Raw genomic sequence first — 25,195 nt, forward strand, 5'->3', positions numbered from 1 at the left:
AAATTATAAATTTGAAAATCAATGTGAAAAATGTGAAAGAATAAATATGACAGAAAATGAAAACATTTTCTATTTCATACCGAAAAGAATAATAAAAAATTTAAAGGATATAAATAAGACATATGAATTTTACGATGAGTATAGGGAAATCATAATAAATAAAAAAATTGCACAAATTATAAAAGAAAATGTTCCATATGCAAAATTTTACCCTGTTATTTTAGATAACAGAAATTAAAAACAAATCAACTATTCAGGAACCACCCCGCGATTCTGAACAATCGTAGAAAACACGATCATCGTACTAGTCTTCCCAAAGTGCTGCAATTTCCCAATAAATTCATCCAGTTCCATCGTACTAGGAAAAGCAACCTTCAGCAGCACAGAATAATTTCCAGTTACACAATCACATTCCAGTACATTTGGATGAGCTCGAAGAAAAGGATAAACTTCGGGTTTTTGTGCAGGGCTGATCTCAAGACTGATATATGCTTTAATATGATAACCAAGTTGGATCGGGTCAACAGAAGCATGAAATCCAGTCAGAATTCCTTCCGCTTCCAACCGCTTAATTATTTAAAGTAAATCAAGACTTTCATTAAAAAAAGAAAAGCTGAAACACAAAATTTGAACTTTAAATTTGGAAAGACAGGATTAAGGTTTACGAACATTGCATACTGTGTTAAGCTTCAACACATAAAATCTTGAAACAAGACGACAGCATCGTAATGGTCAAAAAAGCAGCAGCGATCACGAATGAAAAGTCTGGAAAACTTGACCAGCAAATCGCTTAGACGATCATTCAGGCATGTGATGAGATTCTGGATGGAAATTTAAGAGATCAGTTTATCGTGGATGCAATCCAAGGAGGCGCTGGAACTTCTGCCAATATGAATGCAAACGAAGTGATTGCCAATCGTGCGATAGAAATCCTTGGTGGAACCAAAGGAGATTACAGCATTGTACATCATGGGAAGAACACAGCTTCAGGATGCCGTTCCAATGAGACTAGGACAAAGTTTTGGAGCATTTGCACATGTTTTAAAAAGGGATATTAAGAGACTAAAAAATGTTATGGATGAGATGAAAGTCTTAAACATCGGAGCAACAGCCATTGGAACAGCGATCAATGTAGCCCATTACTATCTTGCAAACATTTCTTATGAATTAAGCAAAGTTGCAGGAATTTCATTAAAACAGGCAGAAGATCTGATCGATGCCACACAGAACTTAGATGGATTTGTCAGTGTATCCGGGGTGTTAAAAACATGTGGCGTTGATATTTCCAAGATATCCAATGACCTGAGATTAATGTCATTTGGCCCAAGAACTGGTTTATCAGAAATCAATCTTCCAGCAAGACAGAATGGTTCATCCATCATGCCAGGAAAGATCAACCCAGTGATTCCAGAAGTTGTATCACAGGTTGTATACCTGATCATTGGACATGACTATACGATCACGATGGCAGCCGAAGCCGGACAGTGCGAAAAATATATTGAAAAAAGTGTTGGAATCTCAACAGCGTTATGTCCATATATCGGATATGCAAAGTCTGCTGAGATTGCAAAGAAATCACTAAAAACAGGAATTTCTGTAAAAGAGCTGGTATTAGAAGAAGGTCTGTTAAATGAAGAAGAATTAAAAGAGATCTTAAAACCAGAGAAAATGACACAGCTTATGAGAGAAAAAGTGATGAAAGCAGTATCATAAATACAATTAGAATACAAAAAAGAATGAAAAGTAAGAAGAGGCTTTGGAGAAATTCAGAGCTTCTTTTATTGCAATATCCTCTCGCACAAGATATAATACATAAATAGAACATAAGTACGATTGGAGAATGGAAAGAATGATAATAATTCTATGCTTAGACAACAACAACGGTATGATGTTTAATGATCGAAGGCAGAGTCAGGATCGAGGCTTGCGAGAGTATATTGCGGAGATGACCAAAGGGGAGAAGGTCTATATGAATGCATATACAGAGAAGTTGTATGAAGAGATCAACGATCCGATTGTTTGTGAAGATTGCTTACACAAGGCAGGAAAAGGGGAGACTTGTATTGTAGAGAATCTTCCATTAAAACCAGTGATAGATCAGATTGAAGAGATCGTGATCTTCCGTTGGAATAAAGTCTATCCGTCCGATCAGGTACTGGATGTGAATCTTGAGGAATGGAAACTTGCAGAAGAAGAACAGATCGAAGGTTCCACTCACGAGATTACAAAACAGATCTATCTTCCAAAACAATAAGCTAGATCAGAAAAGAATATAACAAGAGGAGAAACAGTTGATGATGAGAGTAACAAAGAAATTATATGCTCTGCTGATCGCAGGAATGATGGCGGTATCACTGGCAGGATGCCAGAGTACAGGCAATAGCAGTAATGACGAAAGCACACAGAACGAACAAAGCAGCAAAGGAAGTACAAATTCTTCCACCAAATCTGTATCATCTGACAATATTCCGGATTTTTCAGGGAATATGACGGTTGCTGTTGACAATAATAATCCAGATTTTACATCCAAAGATCTGACAACAAAATCCTACGAGTCTTACAGCAGACTTGACTCTGAAGGAAGATGTCAGGTGGCGGAAGCGTGTGTTGGAAAAGATATCATGCCAAAAGGAAAACGCGGAACAATCGGTATGGTAAAACCAACCGGATGGCATACAGCAAAATACAATAACGTTGATGGGAAATATCTATATAACCGTTGTCATTTGATCGCTTACCAGCTGACCGGTGAGAATGCCAATAACAAGAACCTGATCACAGGAACAAGATCTTTTAACGTGGATGGAATGTTACCATATGAAGAGATGGTCGGTGACTATGTCCGTGAGACAGGAAACCATGTATTATACAGAGTCACACCAGTCTTTGACGGAGATGATCTGGTAGCCAAAGGGGTACAGATGGAAGCGATGTCTGTGGAAGATAAGGGAGAAGATATCAAGTTTAATGTCTTTGTATATAACGTACAGGATGGAGTGAAGATTGATTATGAAACAGGAGACAGTGAAGCAGACAGCAGCGTAGAGGTGACAACAGAGAATTCCAAAGCAAGCCAGAAATATCATACAGATCAGAATTCTTCCAATAACAGCAACAGTTCAGACAGCAGTAACAATTCAAACAGCAAAAGTTACAGAAGCAACAAAAATACAACAGCAGCGAAAACAAATACGAAAACAAGTACTTCACAGGAAATTCGAGGAAACAGCAGATCAAAAGTTTATCATTGTCCGGGACAAAGAGACTATGACCGTATGGGAACATCAAAATATTTAGTGACATTTAAGAGTGAAAAGGAAGCACAGGCAGCAGGTTATCGTAAGGCACAAAGATAAAAAAGTTAACGATCCATAAAGACAGACAGGAGGAATCTTATGAGTTTAAATGCAACACCAAGAGGAGACAGGATTCACATCGCATTATTCGGAAAACGAAACGCAGGAAAGTCCAGTGTCATCAATGCAATGACTAATCAGGAGCTGGCGATCGTATCCGATGTCAAAGGAACAACAACAGATCCTGTATACAAGGCAATGGAGCTTCTTCCATTAGGACCGGTTGTTATGATCGATACACCGGGGCTTGATGACGAAGGAGAATTAGGAGCAAAGCGTGTCAAGAAAGCAAAAGAAGTATTGGCAAAAGCTGATATAGCACTCGTGATCATGGATGCGACCGCAGGCATGACAGAGTTTGAAGAAGATATGATATGTCTGATTGAAGAAAAGAAGATTCCTTATCTGAAAGTCTACAATAAGATGGATCTTACTGATGCAAAAGAATGGAAAGAAGATAAAGCATGTTTCGTCAGTGCCAAGGATAAAAAAGGTATCTGGGAGTTGAAAGAAGAGATTGGGAAAATGATTCCAACCGATGATGATACATTAAAGATCGTAGGAGATTTAGTTTGTCCAAATGATTTTGTGATCTTAGTCGTACCGATTGACAGTGCAGCACCAAAAGGCAGACTGATCCTGCCACAGCAGCAGACGATCCGTGATCTTTTGGAAGCGGGTGCAGCATCGATCGTTGTGAAAGAGACAGAATTAGAAAAGACATTAGAAGAAATCGGCAAGAAACCAGCCTTAGTGATCACAGATTCCCAGGCATTTGGAAAGGTTTCAAAGATCGTTCCAGAAGATATTAAACTAACTTCATTTTCAATCCTGTTTGCAAGATACAAAGGAGATCTGGAAGAGGAAGTCAGAGGAGTCAAAGCTTTAGAACATCTAGAAGACGGAGCAAAGATTCTGATCGCAGAAGGATGTACTCATCACAGGCAGTGTGATGATATCGGAACGGTGAAAATCCCAAGATGGCTGAAACAGTATACAGGCAAGACGTTTGATATTCATACAAGCAGTGGAAATTCATTTCCAGATGATCTTGATACTTATGATCTGGTTATTCACTGTGGAGGATGCACATTAAATAGAAGAGAGATGAAGAACCGTATCGCAAGAGTCAAAGATGCAGGGGTTCCAATCGTCAATTATGGAATCTTTATTGCAGCAACACAGGGAATTCTAAAGAGAACTTTAGAACCATTTGAAGAAGCAAGCAGGATCTTAAATGAGATTTAGGATAGACTATTTCAAAAAATCAGCATAAATTAACAAAAATCAGCAAGACTGCTTCTTTACAAAGAAAGATAAGTTTTGTAGAATAGAAAGATAGAATTAAAAACCAATGGGAGGAAATCATGAGCAAAGTAAGAACAAGATTTGCACCAAGCCCTACAGGGCGTATGCATGTAGGTAACTTAAGAACAGCCCTTTATGCATATCTGATCGCACGTCATGCAGGCGGAGATTTTATTTTAAGAATTGAAGATACAGACCAGGAAAGACAGGTAGAAGGAGCAGAACAGATCATCTACAATACTCTTAAGAAAGCTGGGATGAATCACGATGAAGGGCCAGATGTTGGTGGAGACGTTGGACCATATGTTCAGAGTGAAAGACAGGCTCAGGGACTGTATTTAAAATATGCGAAAGAGTTGATCGATAAAGGAGAAGCATATTATTGTTTCTGCGATCAGGAAAGATTAGACACACTGAAAGTAAAATCAGGAGATGTTGTGATCAGTCATTATGACAAGCACTGCTTAAACTTATCCAAAGAAGAAGTTCAGGCAAAATTAGATGCAGGAGTACCATATGTAATCCGTCAGAATAACCCAACAGAAGGAACAACATCTTTCGTAGATGAGATTTACGGAGAGATCACAGTAGATAATATCGAATTAGATGATATGATTCTGATCAAATCCGATGGATATCCAACATACAACTTTGCAAACGTTGTTGATGACCATTTAATGGGAATCACACATGTTGTTCGTGGTAACGAATACTTATCTTCTACACCAAAATACAATCGTTTATACGATGCATTTGGATGGGAGAAACCAGTATACATTCACTGTCCACTGATCACAGACGAAGAACATCACAAATTAAGTAAGAGAAAAGGACATTCTTCCTTCGAAGATCTGATCGAACAGGGATTCCTACCAGAGACGATCGTAAACTTCGTTGCATTACTTGGATGGAGTCCAGGAGGAGAACAGGAAATCTTCTCATTAAAAGAATTAGAAGAGATCTTTGATTACAAACATATGTCTAAGACACCAGCAGTCTTTGACATGAATAAGATCAAATGGATGAATGGTGAATATATCAAAGATATGGATTTTGATCGTTTCAAAGAACTGGCTATGCCATATGTAACAGAGACGATCCACAGAGAGATGAATTTTGATAAGATTCTTTCAATGGTTAAGACAAGAATTGAATTATTTACAGAGATTCCGGGACATATTGATTTCTTTGAAGCAGTTCCAGAATATGATGTAGAAATGTATAAACATAAGAAGATGAAGACAACACCAGAGACTTCATTAACAGTATTAAAAGAAATCTATCCAGTGATCGAAGCACAGGAAGACTTTACAAATGATGCGTTATATGAGATGTTAGTATCCTTTGCAAAAGGACATGAGTATAAGAATGGTTATGTAATGTGGCCAGTTCGTACAGCAGTATCCGGAAAGCAGATGACACCGGGTGGAGCGACAGAATTAATGGAACTTCTTGGCAAAGAGGAATCTTTAAAGAGAATCAATGATGCAATCGCAAAACTGGAGGCAGCACTTGCGTAATCATTTAAGTGAGGCACAGAAAGAAGCTGTGATGCATAAGGATGGACCAATGATGGTACTTGCAGGACCAGGATCAGGAAAGACCCTTGTGATCACAAAGAGAATTCAATATTTGATATCGCATTATCAGATTCTGCCGCAGCGGATTTTGGTCATTACATTTACCAGAGCTGCTGCGAATGAGATGAAGGAGCGATTTTGGCGGCTGGCAGGGGAAACCCTGCCGGTTTCTTTTGGAACATTTCATTCTGTATTTTTTACGATTTTAAAATATGCTTATCATTATAGTGCGGATAATATTCTGCCTGAACATAAGAAATATGATTTTATCCGTGAGATCATTACAGACCATGAACTAGACATAGAAGATGAGGCAGATTTTATGCGTTCGGTCATTCAGGAGATCAGTCTGGTAAAAGGACAGATGATACCGCTTGATTATTATCATAGTGGATGTTGTGGAGATGAAGTGTTTAAAGAGATTTTCCATGCATATGAGGAGAAACTTCATCAGAATCGATGGATTGATTTTGATGATATTTTGGTGTATACATACGAATTATTAAAAGAACGGGAAGATATCAGGAAGGCGTGGCAGCAGAAGTTTCCATATATTTTGATTGATGAGTTTCAGGATATTAATAAGATTCAGTATGAGATTGTGAAGATGCTGTCCGGAGAAAATGAGAATCTGTTTATTGTAGGTGATGATGATCAGTCAATTTATAAGTTTCGTGGTGCAAGACCAGAACTTATGTTGAACTTTCCGAAGGATTTTAAGAATACGCAACAAGTAATATTAAATCGCAATTATCGTTGTGGAAAGCAGATCGTACAGACGGCAGAAGATATTATTTCTTATAATACAAAGCGTTTTGAAAAGAAAATGGAAGCACAGCCATACAGTGAAGCCAAGGTTGAGATTCGAACATTTAAAGATCATTATGAGGAAAATAAGCATATTGTATACACAATTAGGGAAGAGATGGCAAAGAAAACACCATTATCCCAGATTGCGATTCTTTATCGCACCAATCAGGGACCGAGACAGTTGATCGGGGCTTTGATGGCATATAATATTCCGTTTTATATGCAGGATGCAGTGCCGAATCTTTTTGATCATTGGATTTCCAAGAATATTATTGACTACATGAAACTTGCCAGAGGAGACATGAGAAGAAGTACATTTTTAAGAGTGATGAATCGACCAAAACGTTATATCAGCCGTGAGTATCTGACGGATTCAGAAGTTTCTTTTGATGATCTGCTTGAGAAAGTTAAGGATAAGCCATGGCTGTATGAATATGTTGAAGATTTTAAGGAAGATCTTCGTATCATGAAGAATATGACTCCATTAATGGCAATTAATTATATCAGAAAGTCTGTTGGTTATAATGCATACATTTCGGAATATGCAAGATTTCGAAAGATTCAGGAAGAAGAATTCACACATGTACTCGAAGAACTTCAGGAAAGTGCTAAAGGATATGATACATACGAAGAGTGGTTTGATCATATCAGAGAATATACAGAGGAATTGAACCGTCAGTCAAAAGAAAACGAAGAGTCGAAAGAAGGTGTGATTGTAAGCACTATGCACAGCACAAAAGGACTGGAATTTGAACGAGTATTTCTTCCAGATGTCAATGAAGATGTGATTCCACATAAGAAATCAATGAAAGAGGAAGATGTTGAAGAAGAACGCAGGCTTTTTTATGTTGGTGTGACAAGGGCAAAGAAATATTTACATATTTTATCAGTAAAAAAGCTATATAATAAAGACAGCAGGCCATCAAGATTCCTTGTGGAACTTGAAAAACGGCAGGAAGAAAGGAGTGCAGAAGATGGAAAATAGACCAATACCAAGAGCTGGTGAGTTTTATATGCACTTTAAAGGAAAACTTTATCAGATCATTACAGTTGCATCACACACGGAGACAGAAGAAGAGTTGGTGATCTATCAAGCGTTGTATGGGACATATAAAACCTATGCAAGACCACTAGAAATGTTTTTAAGTGAAGTGGATCATAAAAAATATCCAAAGGCAGAACAAAAATATCGTTTTAGAAAAGTTGAACTTTGTGAAAATGCAGGAGATCATGTAGGTGTAAAAATAGCAGCTGAACAAAAAGCAGATGCCGAACCAGCATATGAGGAAACATCAGAAAATGTTCAGAAAATTACACAGGAAGAGGAAGAAGCACAAGAAAATAATATTGAACCATTGCTTAAGTTCCTTGATGCATCAGATCTTAATGAACGCCTTAATATTCTGGTTCAGTATAAAGACCAGATCACAGAGACGATGCTTGAGTCTATGGGAATGGCAATGGACTGTGTGTTAACTGGAAAGACATTCGAAGAACAGTATTACGAACTTGATAAAGTGATCAGAACAAAACTTCAATATGAGAAAAAGCCCCGCATTTAATGTGCAGGACTTTTTAAATTTAATAAGTATCCGAAGTTTTGCTAAAAGAAATAGATAGTTATTAGTTAATTATTCTTCATCTTCAAGAATTTCATCTAAAACAGCAGTAACTGTTTCGTATTCTTCATCAGTTTCAATGTTATCAAGACTGAAAGTATCAGGATCTTCAGAATCTTCGTTATAACGATATAAAAGTAAAGCACTTTCTTCATCTTCGCTTTCTAAATCTTCAACGGAAACTAGTGCGATATATTCTTGATCATTTAATTCTTCTACAGAGAATAAAGCAATGACAGCACAGTCTTGTTCAGTTCCATCTTCTAATTCTAAATGGAGTACAGGAGTTTCTTCTTCGATAATATTATCTTGTTCGTTAAATTCGCTCATTTTGCTACCTCTTTTCTTAGTCTTTTGTTTCACTATACTAAAGGAAGAAGAAAAAAGCAAGGAAAGGATAAAAAAAGATCACTTTGTCTAAGAATTGACAAGAAAAAACAGGTGTGATACGATACGAAATAATGGAGGTAACACAATGGAAGAATACAAATTTTTGCTGGATATTGCGATTATTCTGGCAATGACCAAGGCATTCAGCCTGGTATCAAAGAAGTTTAACATGCCGCCAGTTGTTGGAGCGTTGATCGCGGGAATCATTTTAGGGCCAGTCGTCCTTAATATAGTGGATCCTTCAGATTCGATTTTAAATTTGGCTGAAGTAGGAGTTGTAGTACTGATGTTTCAGGCTGGACTTGAAACCGACATAGATGAATTGAAGAAAAGTGGAATACCTGCTTTTGTTATTGCGTTATGTGGGGTATTAGTTCCGCTTGTAATGGGTGCAGCATTATCGTTAGCATATGGAAGAAATATGTTAGAGTCAATTTTTATCGGAGTGATCTTAACAGCAACTTCTGTAAGTATTACGGTAGAAGCACTGCAGGATATGGGACATTTGAAAGGAAGAGTCGGGACAGCAATCCTTGGAGCAGCGATTATTGATGATATTCTCGGAATCGTCTTATTATCAATAATGACAAGTCTTGGAGGAGCATCAGGATTTCATATTCAGGAAATCCTGATGGTTTTGGTAAAGATGGCAGCATTTTTTGCAATTTCAATTATTGGAGGAATCGGAATCAAGAAGTTTTTCCAATGGTTGTCTACTTATAAGAACCCTGAGATTGAACGACATAGAAGAAGAGTTCCTGTTTTTGCATTAGCGTTTTGTCTGGCTCTTGCATTTTTTGCAGAGTTATTTGGAATCGCAGATATTACAGGAGCATATCTTGCTGGAATCATTCTTTGCAGACTTCCAGAGAGATTTTATATTTACAATAAGATTGAAGTTTTATCTTATATGATGATCACACCAATATTTTTTGCGAGTATTGGATTGAATGTTGATATTCATGGAATGACACAGACATTGATCGTATTTACGATTATTTTATGTGTGATCGCAGTGATCTCAAAGATTGCAGGATGTGGTCTTGGGGCCTTGCTTTGTAAATATGGAAAGCGTGAATCTGTACAGATTGGGGCAGGAATGGTATGTCGTGGTGAAGTTGCACTGATCGTTGCACAGAAAGGAATTTCTGTAGGATTGCTTTCAGAAGTTTTCTTTGCACCAGTTGTTATCATGGTACTTGTGACGACCTTGTTATCACCGATCATATTAAAAATGCTTTTTACAAAATAAAGAATATTACGACACAGATAAAACAATAGAAAAGAGGCTTTAAGATGATAGACACAGTAGTATCTGTAAAACTTCCGATCGGAGAGATGTTAAGGATCAAGAGAAATCGTTTGATGCCAGATCATGTGACGGGGGAAGAAAAGAGAATCTGTCTGGTATCAGGAATTTATGGGGATGAGCTTGGAGGTCAGTATATCTGTGGGGAGATCATACGAAGGATCAAAGCAGAATTTCACAATCTTACGGGAATCGTAGATGTTTATCCAGCGGTCAATCCATTAGGACTGGATGCCAGAACAAGAGCAGTACCTATTTCTGATATCGATTATAGCAGTGCATTTCCGGGAGATATCAATGGAGGACTGGAAGATTATACAGCAGCAAAACTGCTTGAAGATATCAAAGGGGCATCTTGCTGTATAGACATTCATTCCAGTAATATCTTTTTGCAGGAAGTTCCTCAAGTACGTTTGAATGATGACTATGATGAGATGCTGCTTCATTTAGCAAAGTATATGAATACAGATCTGGTATGGATCCATCCTTCACAGACAGTCAATGAAGGAAGTCTTGCATATGCATTAAATCAAATGGGAATTCCGACAATGGTAACAGAATCAGGATCAGCATTCCGTATCCGTTACGAATATTGCCGTCAGATCATTGATGGAATTTTTTCTGTGATGGCAGAACTTGGTATTTGGAAAGGCAAGACAAATGGTAAGACTGATGTACCATTTATCAATGAAGATAAGATCTGTTATTTAAACTGTGAATTCAGTGGATTGTTTGTTTCATACAAACGATTAAAGGATCGAGTAAAAAAAGGTGAGATCATAGGAATTATACAGAATCCATTAATGGGAGCGACAGAAGAAGAAGTGATCGCTCCAGTAGATGGAATATTAATGACATTAAGAGAACATCCAAGTGTAGCAGAAGGCTCTCTGGTTGCCAGAGTGATCGGAGGCGGGAATTTATGAAGAAAGAAGTTATATATTCCTCAGGCAATTATTTAAGAGGAGAATTTACGATAGAAGGATATCGTTTTGGAAAGCAAAGCGAGGAATCAGAACAAGCAGCATGTATTGTAGGTGCTATGCGTGGAAATGAATACCAACAATTATATATATGTTCACAGCTTGTCAAACGCCTAAAAGAATTGGAAAACAGCGGTGCGATCGTTGGAGATAATCAGATTCTTGTCATTCCATGTGTCAATAACTTTTCAATGAATGTTGGAATGAAGTACTGGGTATCTGATAACAGTGATATTAACCGACAGTTTCCTGGTAATTTTGATGGGGAACCGACAAGCAGACTTGCAGCACATTTATTTGAGAAGGTCAAAGGATTCCGCTATGGAATTCATTTTGCATCATTTTTTCGATGTGGTGATTTTGTACCGCATGTAAGAATGCCAGCAACAGGAAAAGAAAGTACAAGTCTGGCAAGTTTATTTGGTCTGCCATATGTATTAACAAGCAAACCAAGAAATTTTGATAAAACGACTTTAACTTATAACTGGCAGATTAATGGAACGGATGCATTTTCGTTATATTCCGGAGAAACGGACAATATCGATGTGAATCTGGCCAAACAGGCAGTATCTGCTGTACTTCGATTCTTGACTCGAATGGGTATTTTAAAATATAATTGCCATAACGGGTATATTGCGAGTATGATAGAAGAAGAGGATCTTGTATCAGTTAAAGCAAGTGCTCCAGGATTTTTAAGACGTTTTGCAGCGATCAATGAGGAAGTCAACAGAGGTCAGCTGCTAGGAGAAGTTTTGAATCCATACAATGGAGAAATCTTATCAGAGATTCGTTCAACGGCAGACGGAATTATATTCTTTGCCGAGAATCAGCCAACGATTTTGGAAAATGCATCTGCATTTCAGGTGATTAAGAAACTACATGAATAAATGGGAGGAAATCATGGGAGAAGTTAGAAGAGTCTATGTTGAAAAGAAAAAAGACTACGCAGTAAAAGCAAAAGAACTGCATGCAGCATTGAAGCAGTATCTTGGACTGGATGTCGAATCCGTTCGTGTCCTTGTCCGCTATGACATCGAAAATCTGTCCGATGTAAGTTATGAAAAAGCACTGGTTACAGTATTTAGTGAACCACCAGTTGACGACGTGTATGAAGAGACATTACCACTTGCCGATGGAGAAGTATCTTTCAGCGTTGAATTTCTGCCAGGACAGTTTGATCAGAGAGCAGATTCCGCACAGCAATGTGTGAAACTGTTAGACGAAGATGAAGATGCCCTGATCAAAAGTGCAACAACTTATGTTGTGAAAGGTGACTTAACTGACGAACAGTTAGAAGCAGTCAAAGAGTATTGCATCAACCCAGTTGACTCAAGAGAGGCATCTGCAGAGAAACCAGAGACATTAGTAATGGATTTTGAAGAACCTGCAGATGTTAAGATTCTTGATGGATTTAAAGATATGGAAGAGGATAAATTTAAAGAATTATATGATTCTTTAAATCTGGCAATGACATTCAAAGATTTCCTTCATATCCAGAATTATTATAAGGGAGAAGAGAATAGAGATCCTTCTATGACAGAGATCCGTGTACTGGATACTTACTGGTCTGATCATTGTCGTCATACAACATTCTCTACGGAACTTACAAATATTGGATTCCAGGATGGATTTTACCGTGCACCATTAGAAGAAGCATATTATTCTTACATGGATGACTTTGAAGAGATGTACAAAGATCGCGATGATAAATATGTTTGTCTGATGGATATGGCATTAATGGCTATGAAACGTCTTAAGAAAGACGGAGTTCTTGATAACATGGAAGAAAGCGATGAGATCAATGCCTGCAGTATCGTAGTGCCAGTAGAGATTGATGGCAAAGAAGAAGAATGGCTGATCAGTTTCAAGAATGAAACACATAACCATCCAACAGAGATCGAACCATTTGGTGGAGCTGCAACATGTCTTGGTGGAGCGATCCGTGATCCATTATCAGGACGTTCTTATGTATATCAGGCAATGCGTGTAACAGGAGCTGCTGATCCAACTGTTCCATTAAAAGATACACTAAAAGGTAAATTACCACAGTACAAGATCGTAAATGAAGCTGCAAATGGATACAGCTCTTACGGAAACCAGATCGGTCTTGCAACAGGATATGTCAATGAAGTATATCATCCAGATTATGTTGCAAAACGTATGGAAATCGGTGCCGTTATGGGTGCAGCACCTAGAAAGAACGTTATCAGAGAGAATTCTGATCCAGGAGATATCATTATCTTATTAGGTGGTAGAACAGGACGTGATGGTTGTGGAGGAGCAACAGGATCATCTAAAGTTCATACTGAAGAATCTATCGAAACATGTGGAGCTGAAGTTCAGAAAGGTAATCCACCAACAGAACGTAAGATCCAGAGATTATTCAGAAGAGAAGAAGTCAGCCGTCTGATCAAGAAATGTAATGACTTTGGTGCAGGTGGAGTTTCCGTAGCGATCGGAGAACTTGCAGATGGTCTGATCGTAGATCTTGATAAAGTACCTAAGAAATATGCCGGACTTGATGGAACAGAGCTTGCGATTTCTGAATCTCAGGAACGTATGGCAGTTGTTGTAGATCCAAAAGACGTAGAACAGTTCCTTGCATACTCAGCAGAAGAAAACTTAGAGGCAGTTGAAGTTGCAGTTGTAACAGAAGATCCAAGACTGATCCTTAAATGGAGAGGAAAAGAGATCGTTAATATCTCAAGAGCTTTCCTTGATACAAACGGAGCACATCAGGAAACAGAAGTATTTGTAGAGATTCCTCACCGTGTAGAATCTTACTTTAATCGTAAGGATGAGACAGGAACATTCGAAGAAGTATGTAAGAATACATTATCTGACCTTAATGTATGTTCACAGAAAGGTCTGGTAGAGAGATTTGATAGTTCTATTGGAGCAGCAACAGTGACAATGCCATACGGTGGAAAATATCAGTTAACACCAATTCAGACAATGATTGCAAAACTTCCAGTTCTTAAGGGAAAATGTGATACTGTTACAATGATGAGTTACGGATTTGATCCATATCTGTCTAAATGGAGTCCATTCCATGGAGCAGTTTATGCGATCACAGAATCTATTGCTAAGATTGTAGCTTCTGGTGGAGACTATAGAAATATTCGCCTGACATTCCAGGAATACTTCAAACGTCTTGGAGAAGACAAGACTCGCTGGGGACAGCCAGTTGCAGCATTACTTGGTGCATATCAGGCACAGATGGGATTCGGACTTGCATCCATTGGTGGAAAAGACAGTATGTCTGGAACATTTAATGATATCGATGTACCACCAACACTTGTATCATTTGCAGTGGATGTAGCGAAGACAACAGATATTATCACACCAGAACTTAAGAAAGCAGGAAACAGACTGGTTCGTATTTGTATCCCAACAGATGCATACAATCTGCCAATCTATTCTGAAGTGAAGAAAGTATATAAACGCATCACAAAACTGATCAAAGATGGAGCAATCAAATCTGCTTATGCGATCGGTGGAGGCGGAGCTTTAGAGGCAGTCGCTAAGATGGCATTTGGTAATAAATTAGGTGTTATCTTTGATGAAGAAATAGAATTAAAAGACTTAACAGATCCTAAGTTTGGATCATTTGTTGTTGAGATGAATACAAGAGACATTCATAAACTAGGAATTCCTGGTCTTCTGATCGGTGAGATCACAGAGAAACATGAATTTGTATTCGGTGATGAAGTGGTTACATTAGAAGAAGCAATTGATACATGGCAGAAACCATTAGAGAAAGTATTTCCAACAAAATCTGAAGGAAGTCAGAATATCGTTGATACAACAAGACATTACATAAAAGGAAATATTTACGTATGTAAGAACAAGGTTGCAAAACCAAACGTATTTATTCCAGTATTCCCAGGAACAAACTGTGAATATGATTCAGCCAAAGCATTTGAACGTGCTGGAGCAAATGTTATTACAAAAGTATTTAAGAACCTTGATGCACAGGGAATCCGTGATTCAGTAGAAGTGTTTGAAAAAGCGATCAATGAATCACAGATCATCATGTTCCCAGGTGGATTCAGTGCTGGTGATGAACCAGATGGTTCTGCAAAATTCTTTGCAACAGCATTTAGAAATGAAAAATTAAAAGAAGCAGTTATGGATTTATTAGATAATCGTGACGGACTTGTACTTGGTATTTGTAACGGATTCCAGGCTCTGATCAAATTAGGTCTTGTACCAGAAGGTAAGATCGTAGAACAGAATGCTAAATCTCCAACTCTTACTACAAACCGTATCGGACGTCATGTATCTAAAGTTGCTTATACAAGAATTGCATCTAATTTGTCACCATGGTTTAACAATGTGAATGTAGATGATGTCTTTAGCATTCCGGTATCCCATGGAGAAGGACGTTTCGTAGCAGACGAAGATGTGATCCAGGAACTGTTTAAAAATGGACAGGTAGCAACACAGTATGTTGATTTAAATGGAGATCCTACAATGAACGAGGAATTTAATCCAAATGGTTCTTACCATGCGATTGAAGGTATCACAAGTCCAGATGGACGAGTTCTTGGTAAGATGGGACATTCAGAACGTCGTGACAGTTATGTTGGAATCAATATCTATGGACAGAAAGATCAAAAGATCTTCGAATCTGGAGTAGAATATTTCAAATAGAATATAAGATACGAAGAAATCCTGCATTCCAATGGAGTGCAGGATTTCTTATTTCATAGGAAATTTCGATGAAATCCCCTAAAAACAGCCAGCAAATATATATTTGCTGGCTGTTTATAAATCTAGTTTTGTGAGATATGATTAGAATTTTCTTTTGGAATGATATGGATGGTTTCCATACGGTTCTTATCAACGGATACAACTTTGAAAGTAAAGTGTTCATCTTCTGCAATTTCGCCCTCAGAAGGCAAATGATCAAGTAATTCGATAATATATCCACCGAGTGAATCATAATCCTCAGAATCAAGGTTTACGTGAAGCAGATCATCAAGATCATCAAGCTTCAATGAAGCAGATACCATATAGGATCCATCGGGTAATTCTTTAAATGTATCTTCTTCAGATTCATCGTATTCATCACGTAGTTCTCCGAATATTTCTTCTACAATATCTTCAAGTGTGATCAGTCCGGCAGTTACGCCATATTCATCTAAAACAATAGAGAAACTTACGGATTTCTCTCTCATCTGTGCAAGCAGACTTGAAACTTTCTGTGTTTCATAAGTAAAGAATGGTTTTCTTAATACATCCCTTAAATGGAAAATCTCGCCTCTGTGCTGGCTACGGTAGAAGTATACATCTTTGAAATAAACAATACCAACAACATGATCTTTACTTCCTTCATAAACAGGAAGTCTTGAGTAACCAGCTTCACGGAAGATTTCAAGGACTTCTTCATAAGAAGCATCGACGGATACAAAAGTTACATCAATACGAGGGATCATAATATCCTTAGCAAGGGATTCCTTAAAATCAAAAACATTATTTAACATATCTTTTTCAGCTTCTTCAATAACACCATCTTCATGACTGACATCAACGATCGTACGAAGTTCGCGTTCCGTCATAATACGTTTGGACTGTTTGGAATCAATATGGAAGATCATAAGAATTCCTGTGGAAAGCTTGTTGATAAGATAAACAATTGGTGTCAATAGCTTTGTGACAAGATAAATACTGGATGCATAGCTTAAAGCAATTTTTGTATTATTGATCGTTGCATAAGTCTTTGGAGTAATTTCACCAAAGATCAGAACAAGAATCGTGATCACGGCTGTTGCAATTCCGGCTCCCATACTTCCAAAGATACGAATTGCGATTGTAGTTGTTAAGGAAGTCAGGGAAATATTTACTAAGTTATTTCCAACCAGAATACTAGAAAGCATCTGACTAGGATTCTCGATTAGTTTTAAGACTAATGCAGCTTTTTTATTTCCATCCTCTGCCATAGCACGCATGCTGTGGGGATTTACCGTTGTTAATGCAGTTTCCGCCGATGAAAAATAAGCGGAAAGCGAAAGTAAAACTATAATTTCGACAATCTGTAATATTGTACTGGGGTCCAATTATTATTCCTCCTAAAAATTAATATAATAATCATCTGCTTTTTAATACAGTTCTTCTCATTGTACGCAACAAATGGCTTCATGTCAAGTTAGTGGTTGCCAACCATGGAAAAATATGGTATACCTATTTTTAGGAGGAATGGTCGTATGAAGTACTACTATGATTATCGTTTTCCAATCGGGAATCTGACGATTGAGGAAGACGGACATGGAATTTGTGGGATTTATTTTGGAATAAAGAAGTTAGAAGGCGAGAAGAAGAATACAGAGTTGATCAGAGAAGCAGCCCTTCAGCTGTCACAATATTTTGATGGACGCAGAAAGAAATTTGATCTGAAACTTTCTTATTATGGAACGGAATTTCAGATAAAGGTATGGAAGGCATTGCAAGAGATTCCATATGGAACAACCTGTACATACAAAGATATTGCAGAACGTGTAGGAATTCCAAAAGGATGCCGTGCTGTAGGTATGGCAAATAATAAAAATCCAATCGTGATCGTAGTTCCATGTCACAGAGTGATTGGAATGAATGGTTCTCTGACAGGATATGCAGGCGGACTTGATGTGAAAGAATATTTATTGGAACTTGAGAAACGTAATCAAAAAGTAAAGGAAAGATATTGACAAAGATTCTCAATTGAGATATGATACATAGGCATATTTTGCCGGAGGCACATCCGGTATTGATCTTATATATTTCCGTGAGGGAGTAGTTAGCAGAGAATCTGTGACAGTATCAACACAATGATGGACAACATCTGGTGCTGTCTTAATTAACGAGACTCATAGACGATAAGCCTTAATTTATGGCAGGTTTTTCGTCTGTGAGTCTTTTTTTCGATATGGAGGACAATTTTATGGATTTGCTTACACTATTAACACTGGCTGTTGGATTGTCGATGGATGCATTTGCTGTTTCAATCTGCAAAGGCCTGGCAATGCGAGAAAAAGTTTTGGGAAAAGGGGTCATTATTGGCTTATGGTTTGGAGGCTTTCAGGCATTGATGCCAATCATTGGATTTTTTCTTGGAACACAATTTAAAGATCAGATCACATCAATTGATCACTGGATTGCATTTATCCTTCTTGGACTGATTGGAATTAATATGGTGAAAGAATCATTGTCAGATGAAGAAGAGAATGCAGATGCATCCATTGAAATAAAAGAAATGTTTATGCTTGCAGTGGCAACAAGTATAGATGCACTTGCAGTAGGAATTACATTTGCGTTTTTAAATGTGCATATTGTATCCGCAGCATCTATGATCGGAGTCTGTACATTTTTGATTTCATTTGCAGGAGTAAAGATTGGAAATATTTTTGGAACAAAATATAAATCAAAGGCAGAGCTTGCAGGTGGCATAATACTGATACTTTTGGGATTTAAGATTCTTCTTGAACACCTTCATATTCTCTAAAATAAAAAAATACCCCTTTCTTTTTTTGTGAAAAGAGTGTAATATAATATAGGCAGTGGCACAACATATTGTGTCGGATGGTAAGAATATAACAAGATTTTGTGCCCAGAAAATGGAAACGCACAAAATCTTGTAATTTTATATAAAAGAGGGAGAAACTATGAATGGTGATGTAAAAACAAAGATTATCAAGCGGAATGGAGAAGAGGTAACCTTTGATATCGATAAGATCATCAATGCGATCACAAAGGCGAATGAAGAAGTATCAAAGCTTCATCAGATGAACGAATATCAGATCATGGCAATTGCAGAAAAAGTTGCGGATCAGGTGAAAAGTTCTTCACATGCAGTGAATGTAGAAGACATTCAGAACATGGTTGAGACAGGAATCATGGAGATGAGAGGATACGAAGTTGCCCAGAAGTATGTAAGATATCGTTTTAAGAGAGAATTAAGAAGAAAATCTAATACAACTGATGATGGAATTCTTGCTCTTCTTGATAATATTAATGAGGAAGTGAATCAGGAAAATTCAAATAAGAATCCAGTGATCAATTCCACACAGAGAGATTACATGGCTGGAGAAGTCAGCAAGGATTTAAGTAAGAGAGTCCTTTTACCAAATGATATCATCCGTGCTCATGAAGAAGGAATCATTCATTTTCATGATTCTGATTATTTTGCACAGAGAGAACATAATTGTGATCTGATCAATTTAGAAGATATGCTTCAGAATGGAACTGTGATCAGCGAGACGCTGATTGAGAAACCGCATTCATTTTTTACAGCATGTAATGTAACAACACAGATCGTGGCACAGGTAGCAAGTAACCAATATGGGGGACAGTCATTTACACTGGCACATTTAGCACCATTTGTAGATATCAGCAGAAAGAAACTTCGTAATAATGTTGTCAAAGAACGTAAAGCAATTGGAGAATCTATGGATGATGAGATCATCGATAAGATTACGGAGATGCGTCTTTATGATGAAATCAAACAGGGAATTCAGACGATCCAGTATCAGTTAGTAACATTGATGACATGTAATGGTCAGGCACCATTTGTCACAGTCTTTATGTATCTTGATGAAGTGCCGGAAGGACAGACAAGAGATGATTTAGCACTCGTGATCGAAGAAGTTTTAAAACAGAGAATTCAAGGTGTTAAAAACGAGAAAGGAGTTTGGATCACACCAGCATTTCCAAAACTTATTTATGTACTTGATGATGATAATATCACGGAAGATTCCAAGTACTGGTATCTGACGAAATTAGCTGCACAATGTACAGCGAAACGTATGGTTCCAGATTATATATCTGCGAAAGTGATGAGAGAACTTAAGAACGGAGATGTATATCCTTGTATGGGATGCAGATCTTTCTTAACAGTTGAGGATTCTCAGAGAAATGCAGATGGAAGTCATAAGTTTTACGGAAGATTTAATCAGGGGGTTGTAACGATCAACTTAGTTGATGTGGCATGTAGTTCTGACGGAGACATGGACAAATTCTGGGAGATCTTAGAAGAAAGACTTGAACTTTGTCATAAAGCCTTAAGATGCCGTCACGAGAGATTAAAGGGAGCAGTATCTGATGTTGCACCGATCCTTTGGCAGCATGGGGCACTGGCAAGACTTAAAAAAGGTGAGAAGATCGATAAGTTATTATATGATGGATACTCCACAATTTCTCTTGGATATGCAGGACTGTATGAGATGTGTGTTCGTATGACAGGAAAATCTCATACATCCGATGAAGGAAAAGAATTTGCGCTAAAAGTTATGCAGAAGTTAAATGATAAATGTAACGAATGGAAGGAAGCAGAAAATATCAGCTATTCTGTATACGGAACACCAATGGAATCTACAACTTATAAGTTTGCGAAATGTTTACAGAAACGTTTTGGTATTATTCCAGGTGTCACAGATAAGAACTATATCACAAACAGTTATCATGTCCATGTAACAGAAGAAATCGATGCATTCAGCAAACTTGCATTCGAATCAGAATTCCAGAAATTATCTCCAGGTGGAGCAATTAGTTACATTGAAGTACCGAACATGCAGGATAATATCCCAGCTGTTTTATCTGTTATGAAATTCATTTATAATAACATTATGTATGCAGAGTTGAATACAAAGAGTGATTATTGCGAATGTTGTGGATATGACGGGGAAATTCAGATCAAAGAAGATGAATCTGGAAAGCTGATCTGGGAATGTCCAAACTGTGGAAACACAGATCAAGATCATATGTTTGTTGCAAGACGTACCTGCGGATATATCGGAACACAGTTCTGGAATCAGGGACGTACACAAGAGATTAAGGATCGAGTACTTCATTTATAAGAATTATTTACAGAGGAAATCATATGTACTACGGAGAGATTAAAAAATGTGACATAGCGAATGGACCAGGAGTCAGGGTAAGTTTATTTGTATCAGGCTGCAGAAACCATTGTCCGGGATGTTTTAATAAGGAAACATGGGATTTTTGTTATGGAAAGCCATTTACACCGGAAACAAAAGAGCATATCATAGAATTATTAAAACCAGATTATATCGAAGGATTTTCGCTTCTTGGAGGAGAACCATTTGAACCAGAGAACCAGAAAGAATTGGTTTTATTATTAAAAGAAATTAAAGAAATATATCCTGATAAGAATATCTGGTGTTATACAGGATATACTTATGAAAAGGATCTTATGCAGGGTGGAAAAGTACACACATCATTTACGGAAGAAATGTTATCTTATATTGATATACTGGTAGATGGACGATTTATTGAAGCCCAGAAAGATATCACATTAAAATTCCGAGGAAGTGCAAACCAGAGAATTCTAAATTTAAATGAAAGATAAGGCCATAAGAGATGCAGTGAAAAGATACTGCATCTTTTTCTTTTTATCATGATGCAATCTCTTGACAGACTGTGCTTTATATTATAGTCTATGTATAACAAAATATCATAGATAGATTGTAAAATTCGAAAGAAGAAAGAAGGGTTGCACAATGATACTGGAGATTGATTTCAATAGTGACGAGGCAATCTATGTACAGTTAAGAAATCAGATCATTATGGGAATCGCATGTGAAGAATTTACTGATGGAGAATCACTTCCATCTGTACGACAGCTTGCACAGGTACTTGGAGTGAATATGCACACGGTAAATAAAGCCTATGCGATTTTAAGAGAAGAAGGATACTTAAAATTAGACCGAAGAAAAGGTGCAGTCATAAGCGTTGAAACTCTGGAAAAGCAGCAGGAGCTGGCTAGTATTCAGGACAATCTAAGAATGCTGGTTGCTGAAGCAGTCTGTAAGGGAGTTACAGAAGATGAGATGAACCAGCTGGTTCATGACATGTACCAGAAATTAGACAGAAAGTAATAACAGGAGGAGTTATGAACCGATTACCATTTACAAAATATGCCTCCAAAGCATTGAATGAAGGAAGGGAGATTGCAGGATATCTTGGATTTAAGGATGTCAGCAGTATCTTTATCCTTCTTGGACTTTACGGAACAGATGGATCTCTTGCGAGCGAAGTTCTTAAGATGCATGGAGTGACAAGAGAATTAATAGAAGAGGCGGTCAAGGAGAAATCAAAGATGCCAAAAGACCGCAGAAGAACAGTGAAAGATACACCAAAGACAGAATATCTTTTAGAGATTGCAGGGGAACTTGCAATGAAATATGGATGCGATGCAATAGGCTCAGAACATATTCTTATGGCAATGATCAAAGACGGAGATAATGAGGCTTTTCGTCTGTTAGAAGATCACAAGATTTCTTGCGAGGGTATTTATACAGATATTTTAGTTACAGCAGGAATAGATTTTCGTTCTGCAAAGAATGAATACAATGATGCAAATTCTTATGGCGGAGAGGAAGAAAATCAAGAAGCAGGTATGCTGGAGCAATACAGTACAGATCTTACAGAGAAAGCAGCCGCAGGGAAGCTGGATCCGATGATTGGACGTGAAGGTGAGATGGAACGTCTGATGCAGGTCCTATGCAGAAGAACAAAGAACAATCCATGTCTGATCGGTGATCCGGGAGTTGGTAAAACAGCAATTGTGGAAGGTCTTGCACAAAGAATTGCAGACGGCAATATGCCAAGAATCCTTAAGAATAAGAGAATTTTATCCTTAGATCTTACAAAAGTGATCGCAGGAACCAAATTCCGTGGTGAATTTGAAGAACGTATGAAACGTATCGTTACAGAAGCAACACAGGATGATTCTGTCATTTTATTTATTGATGAGATTCATACGATCATTGGAGCTGGCGGTTCTGAAGGAGCTATGGATGCATCCAATATCTTAAAACCGGCATTGGCAAGAGGAGATTTCCAGCTGATCGGTGCGACAACAAGTGAAGAGTATACAAAGTATTTTGAGAAGGATGCAGCTTTAGTTCGAAGATTCCAGCCAGTCAGAGTGAAAGAGCCAACCGTAGAAGAGACAGTTACGATTTTAAAAGGAATCAAATACCGATTTGAGGATTATCATAGAATTTTGGTGCCGGAAGATGTAGTAGAAGCAATTGCAGGTTTATCTGATCGATATATCAGTGATCGTTTTCTGCCGGATAAAGCGATAGATCTTCTAGACGAAGCATGTGCAAGAAAACGAATGGAACAGGTCGGAAGTCATGCAAGTTTTAAAGAAGAACGCAAAGCGATTGCAGAAGTGATCGAGAAGATTGAGAAAGAACTTTCTAATGGCGATATTTTGGAAGCTAAGAATTTAAAAGCGCAGAAGAATAAGCTTGAGAAATCGTTAGAACGTAAGATGAAACGAACACAAAGGAAGGAAAATGAGATTCCACAATTAACAGTTGAAGATGCAGCAGAGGTTGTATCTTTATGGACACAGATCCCAGTAACGCAGCTCACGAAAGGTGATATGGAACGCTTGCGAAATCTTGAAAAAGAACTCCACAAATATGTGATCGGGCAGGATGAAGCAGTCAAAGCCGTTGCGAAAGCTGTGAAAAGAAGCAGAGTTGGACTTAAGAGTCCAAATCGTCCGATCGGATCATTCTTATTCCTGGGACCAACAGGTGTTGGTAAGACAGAGCTTTCAAAGACACTGGCAAGAGCTTTGTTTGGAAGGGAAGAAGATCTGATCCGTGTAGATATGTCTGAATATATGGAGAAGCACAGTGTATCAAAGATCATTGGATCACCTCCAGGATATGTAGGATTCGGAGAAGGTGGACAGTTAAGTGAGCAGATCAGAAGACATCCGTATTCTGTGATCTTATTTGATGAGATCGAGAAAGCACATCCAGACGTATTTAATATTCTGCTTCAGGTACTGGATGATGGACATATTACAGATTCCAATGGACGAAAAGTTGATTTTAAGAATACGGTGATCATCATGACTTCCAATGCAGGTGCAAATCGCATCATCGCACCAAAATATCTTGGATTCTCTGTTGATAACACAGATAAGGCAAAGAATCATGAACGTATGAAAAAAGGTGTGATGGAAGAAGTAAAACAGATCTTCCGTCCGGAATTTTTAAACAGAATTGACGAGACGATCGTTTTTGCAGTTCTTACCAAAGAAGAAGTGAAAAAGATCGCGAAGTTATTTATCGATGAGTTAAAAGTACGTCTCCTAAATGAACATCAGATTACATTAAAGATCACATCGAGTGCGATGGATCTGTTAGCAGATAAAGGATATGATGAGAATTACGGAGCAAGACCACTAAGAAGAGTGATCCAGAATGAGATCGAGGATGTACTGGCAGACAAGATCTTAGAAGGAACACTTTCAAACGGACAGACGATGACAATCGGCAAAAAAGATAAAAAACTTACTTTTTCAGTAAAGGAAACTAGTAAATAGAACCAAAATATATTATAATAAACATACAACGACCGAAACATATATTAGGAGGAAAAAACAATGGCAGTGGTAACTGAATTATTCCGCAGCGAAGACAATGGAACACTAAGCTTTGGTGACTATACATTAGCACAGAAAGCTAAGAAAGGGGATATCCAGTTTGAAGGGGATATCTATAAGATCAAAACATTTAAGACAATGACGAAACTGGACAAGAACGGACAGCTGATCTTTGAATCTGTTCCAGGTTCTGCAGTACATAACTTTGTTGCAACAACAGATGGTGTTGCATTTGATATTGAATCTTCATCTGACGTTCAGGTTACACTAGAAGTGGAAGCTGGACAGGAATATAAAGTTTTTATTGATAATACAAATGTAGGAATGATGAAAGCAAACCTTGGAGGTAAATTAACTTTAAGTGTTGAATTAAGTGAAGGAACAGCTGCATCTGTTCGCGTAAAGAAACAATAGTAATGTAAGGAGTAC

General features: G+C 37.7%; 19 protein-coding genes and 3 pseudogenes. 19 read left to right on the forward strand and 3 right to left on the reverse strand.

Annotated elements, in window-relative coordinates; genetic code table 11:
* Positions 1–238 (forward strand): annotated as a pseudogene (locus tag KE503_RS09830) (hypothetical protein); the annotation flags it as partial.
* A gap of 11 nt (positions 239–249) precedes the next feature.
* Here KE503_RS09830 and KE503_RS09835 read toward each other — a convergent pair.
* Positions 250–573, reverse strand: a pseudogene (locus KE503_RS09835) (Lrp/AsnC family transcriptional regulator); the annotation flags it as partial.
* Between the two features lie 143 nt (positions 574–716).
* Between KE503_RS09835 and KE503_RS09840 the strand changes: the two are divergent.
* The 7 genes and pseudogenes from KE503_RS09840 to KE503_RS09870 form a co-directional block, all read left to right on the forward strand.
* Positions 717–1,713 (forward strand): annotated as a pseudogene (locus KE503_RS09840) (lyase family protein); the annotation flags it as partial.
* Positions 1,714–1,849: 136 nt separating this feature from the next.
* Positions 1,850–2,254 (forward strand): hypothetical protein, encoded by a 405-nt coding sequence (locus KE503_RS09845; protein WP_022375381.1) that lies wholly within the window; start codon positions 1,850–1,852, stop codon positions 2,252–2,254.
* Positions 2,255–2,294: 40 nt separating this feature from the next.
* Positions 2,295–3,356 (forward strand): DNA/RNA non-specific endonuclease, encoded by a 1,062-nt coding sequence (locus tag KE503_RS09850; RefSeq protein ID WP_022375380.1) that lies wholly within the window; start codon positions 2,295–2,297, stop codon positions 3,354–3,356.
* Between the two features lie 39 nt (positions 3,357–3,395).
* Positions 3,396–4,604, forward strand: coding sequence for a [FeFe] hydrogenase H-cluster maturation GTPase HydF (gene hydF, locus KE503_RS09855; protein WP_212385113.1), 1,209 nt, complete (start codon positions 3,396–3,398; stop codon positions 4,602–4,604).
* A 119-nt stretch (positions 4,605–4,723) separates the two neighbouring features.
* Complete coding sequence (gene gltX, locus KE503_RS09860; protein ID WP_212385114.1) at positions 4,724–6,184, forward strand: glutamate--tRNA ligase; 1,461 nt, start codon at positions 4,724–4,726, stop codon at positions 6,182–6,184.
* A complete protein-coding gene (locus KE503_RS09865; RefSeq protein ID WP_215719391.1) occupies positions 6,177–8,039 on the forward strand; it encodes an ATP-dependent helicase in 1,863 nt (620 codons plus the stop codon). Before gltX ends, KE503_RS09865 begins: the two co-directional genes overlap by 8 nt.
* Positions 8,029–8,616, forward strand: a complete 588-nt coding sequence (locus KE503_RS09870) for a DUF1653 domain-containing protein (protein WP_212385115.1) — start codon at positions 8,029–8,031, stop codon at positions 8,614–8,616. The genes KE503_RS09865 and KE503_RS09870 overlap by 11 nt, the downstream gene beginning before the upstream one ends.
* 69 nt (positions 8,617–8,685) lie before the next feature.
* Here the strand turns inward: KE503_RS09870 and KE503_RS09875 are convergent, their stop codons facing one another.
* Complete coding sequence (locus KE503_RS09875; protein ID WP_022375375.1) at positions 8,686–9,003, reverse strand: DUF1292 domain-containing protein; 318 nt, start codon at positions 9,001–9,003, stop codon at positions 8,686–8,688.
* A 145-nt stretch (positions 9,004–9,148) separates the two neighbouring features.
* Between KE503_RS09875 and KE503_RS09880 the strand changes: the two genes are divergently transcribed.
* The 4 genes from KE503_RS09880 to KE503_RS09895 are packed head-to-tail and all read left to right on the forward strand — an operon-like array spanning position 9,149 to position 16,011.
* The gene (locus KE503_RS09880) at positions 9,149–10,315 is read left to right on the forward strand and encodes a cation:proton antiporter (protein ID WP_022375374.1); all 1,167 of its coding nucleotides are present in this window, start codon (positions 9,149–9,151) and stop codon (positions 10,313–10,315) included.
* A gap of 44 nt (positions 10,316–10,359) precedes the next feature.
* Positions 10,360–11,298: a M14 family metallopeptidase gene (locus KE503_RS09885; RefSeq protein WP_117944909.1), complete on the forward strand. Its 939-nt coding sequence runs from the start codon at positions 10,360–10,362 to the stop codon at positions 11,296–11,298.
* Entirely contained in the window at positions 11,295–12,242 is a 948-nt protein-coding gene (locus KE503_RS09890) for a M14 family metallopeptidase (protein WP_022375372.1), read from the forward strand. The genes KE503_RS09885 and KE503_RS09890 overlap by 4 nt, the downstream gene beginning before the upstream one ends.
* 13 nt (positions 12,243–12,255) lie before the next feature.
* Positions 12,256–16,011, forward strand: coding sequence for a phosphoribosylformylglycinamidine synthase (locus KE503_RS09895; protein WP_055196639.1), 3,756 nt, complete (start codon positions 12,256–12,258; stop codon positions 16,009–16,011).
* Between the two features lie 122 nt (positions 16,012–16,133).
* On the opposite strand, the gene KE503_RS09900 is transcribed toward KE503_RS09895, so the two are convergent.
* Positions 16,134–17,417 (reverse strand): HlyC/CorC family transporter, encoded by a 1,284-nt coding sequence (locus KE503_RS09900; RefSeq protein WP_022374238.1) that lies wholly within the window; start codon positions 17,415–17,417, stop codon positions 16,134–16,136.
* A gap of 147 nt (positions 17,418–17,564) precedes the next feature.
* On the opposite strand from KE503_RS09900, the gene KE503_RS09905 reads away from it, so the two are divergent.
* The 7 genes from KE503_RS09905 (at position 17,565) to KE503_RS09935 (ending at position 25,180) form a co-directional block, all read left to right on the forward strand.
* Positions 17,565–18,044 carry a methylated-DNA--[protein]-cysteine S-methyltransferase gene (locus KE503_RS09905; RefSeq protein ID WP_022374237.1) on the forward strand — a complete coding sequence of 160 codons (480 nt, stop codon included), beginning with the start codon at positions 17,565–17,567 and terminating at the stop codon, positions 18,042–18,044.
* A 233-nt stretch (positions 18,045–18,277) separates the two neighbouring features.
* Positions 18,278–18,838: a manganese efflux pump MntP gene (locus KE503_RS09910; protein WP_022374236.1), complete on the forward strand. Its 561-nt coding sequence runs from the start codon at positions 18,278–18,280 to the stop codon at positions 18,836–18,838.
* A gap of 160 nt (positions 18,839–18,998) precedes the next feature.
* The gene (nrdD, locus tag KE503_RS09915) at positions 18,999–21,188 is read left to right on the forward strand and encodes an anaerobic ribonucleoside-triphosphate reductase (protein ID WP_022374235.1); all 2,190 of its coding nucleotides are present in this window, start codon (positions 18,999–19,001) and stop codon (positions 21,186–21,188) included.
* 23 nt (positions 21,189–21,211) lie between these two features.
* On the forward strand, positions 21,212–21,700 hold the full coding sequence (gene nrdG, locus KE503_RS09920; RefSeq protein WP_212385116.1) for an anaerobic ribonucleoside-triphosphate reductase activating protein: 489 nt from the start codon (positions 21,212–21,214) through the stop codon (positions 21,698–21,700).
* Positions 21,701–21,851: 151 nt separating this feature from the next.
* Entirely contained in the window at positions 21,852–22,229 is a 378-nt protein-coding gene (locus KE503_RS09925; RefSeq protein ID WP_022374233.1) for a GntR family transcriptional regulator, read from the forward strand.
* A 14-nt stretch (positions 22,230–22,243) separates the two neighbouring features.
* Positions 22,244–24,706 (forward strand): ATP-dependent Clp protease ATP-binding subunit, encoded by a 2,463-nt coding sequence (locus KE503_RS09930; RefSeq protein ID WP_212385117.1) that lies wholly within the window; start codon positions 22,244–22,246, stop codon positions 24,704–24,706.
* 60 nt (positions 24,707–24,766) lie between these two features.
* Positions 24,767–25,180: a hypothetical protein gene (locus tag KE503_RS09935; RefSeq protein ID WP_022374231.1), complete on the forward strand. Its 414-nt coding sequence runs from the start codon at positions 24,767–24,769 to the stop codon at positions 25,178–25,180.
* The last annotated feature ends 15 nt before the right edge of the window (positions 25,181–25,195 follow it).

Source organism: Anaerostipes sp. Marseille-Q3525 (assembly GCF_018223505.1).
Classification (GTDB): Bacteria; Bacillota; Clostridia; order Lachnospirales; family Lachnospiraceae; genus Anaerostipes; species Anaerostipes amylophilus.

Coding starts and splice junctions, on each gene's coding strand:
- nrdG (WP_212385116.1), top strand. CDS start 21,212: ATGTACTACGGAGAGATTAAAAAATGTGACATAGCGAATGGACCAGGA.
- KE503_RS09885 (WP_117944909.1), top strand. CDS start 10,360: ATGATAGACACAGTAGTATCTGTAAAACTTCCGATCGGAGAGATGTTA.
- KE503_RS09895 (WP_055196639.1), top strand. CDS start 12,256: ATGGGAGAAGTTAGAAGAGTCTATGTTGAAAAGAAAAAAGACTACGCA.
- KE503_RS09925 (WP_022374233.1), top strand. CDS start 21,852: ATGATACTGGAGATTGATTTCAATAGTGACGAGGCAATCTATGTACAG.
- KE503_RS09875 (WP_022375375.1), bottom strand. CDS start 9,003: ATGAGCGAATTTAACGAACAAGATAATATTATCGAAGAAGAAACTCCT.
- KE503_RS09850 (WP_022375380.1), top strand. CDS start 2,295: ATGATGAGAGTAACAAAGAAATTATATGCTCTGCTGATCGCAGGAATG.
- nrdD (WP_022374235.1), top strand. CDS start 18,999: ATGAATGGTGATGTAAAAACAAAGATTATCAAGCGGAATGGAGAAGAG.
- KE503_RS09935 (WP_022374231.1), top strand. CDS start 24,767: ATGGCAGTGGTAACTGAATTATTCCGCAGCGAAGACAATGGAACACTA.
- KE503_RS09890 (WP_022375372.1), top strand. CDS start 11,295: ATGAAGAAAGAAGTTATATATTCCTCAGGCAATTATTTAAGAGGAGAA.
- KE503_RS09880 (WP_022375374.1), top strand. CDS start 9,149: ATGGAAGAATACAAATTTTTGCTGGATATTGCGATTATTCTGGCAATG.
- KE503_RS09930 (WP_212385117.1), top strand. CDS start 22,244: ATGAACCGATTACCATTTACAAAATATGCCTCCAAAGCATTGAATGAA.
- KE503_RS09845 (WP_022375381.1), top strand. CDS start 1,850: ATGATAATAATTCTATGCTTAGACAACAACAACGGTATGATGTTTAAT.
- hydF (WP_212385113.1), top strand. CDS start 3,396: ATGAGTTTAAATGCAACACCAAGAGGAGACAGGATTCACATCGCATTA.
- KE503_RS09910 (WP_022374236.1), top strand. CDS start 18,278: ATGGATTTGCTTACACTATTAACACTGGCTGTTGGATTGTCGATGGAT.
- KE503_RS09905 (WP_022374237.1), top strand. CDS start 17,565: ATGAAGTACTACTATGATTATCGTTTTCCAATCGGGAATCTGACGATT.
- KE503_RS09870 (WP_212385115.1), top strand. CDS start 8,029: ATGGAAAATAGACCAATACCAAGAGCTGGTGAGTTTTATATGCACTTT.
- gltX (WP_212385114.1), top strand. CDS start 4,724: ATGAGCAAAGTAAGAACAAGATTTGCACCAAGCCCTACAGGGCGTATG.